General features: G+C 49.7%; 1 protein-coding gene. It reads right to left on the reverse strand.

Translation table 11 applies throughout. The features are described 5' to 3' along the window. The coding region (locus SB660_RS18905) for a fructose-specific PTS transporter subunit EIIC (protein ID WP_410583745.1) at positions 1-586 on the reverse strand (586 nt) is incomplete at both ends.

A 586-nucleotide genomic window follows, 5' to 3' on the forward strand; every position in this document is an offset into this window, starting at 1 on the left:
CAGCAACGATGGGGCCGCCGTGTGCCACTCTGTCCCCCACATGGCCGATCATCGCTATCACCGAGCCGGTCATAGAACCCGCCATAATACTCGGGATCACACGAAGGGGATCTTGGGCCGCAAATGGAATGGCTCCTTCCGTGATACCGAAAAGGCCCATCGTAAATGACGCTTTTCCCATTTCTCTTTCTGCGGCGGCGAATTTTCTTTTTCCTAAAAACGTCGCAATCCCAAGCCCTATCGGCGGTATACAAATGGAAACGGCAATCGGGCCCATAATTTCATAATTTCCTTCTCCGATCATTGCCGATCCGAATAGAAAGGCCACCTTGTTTACGGGTCCTCCCATATCAAAAGAGATCATCGCTCCTAAAATCAATGCCAGGAGAATTGAGCTCGAGCCTTTCATTCCCGCAAGCCAAACCGTTAATGATGCGAAAATATGAGCGACGGGGGCGCCGATCAGAAATACAAACGCCAAACCGACGATCAGTGAGGCAAACACCGGAATAATAATGATCGGCATAATCGGCTGTATTGCTTTAGGAACTTTACATTTTTTGATTCCAAGCGCCGCATATCCCGC

It is taken from the genome of Bacillus sp. SIMBA_005 (assembly GCF_046535585.1).
Classification (GTDB): domain Bacteria; phylum Bacillota; class Bacilli; order Bacillales; family Bacillaceae; genus Bacillus; species Bacillus pumilus.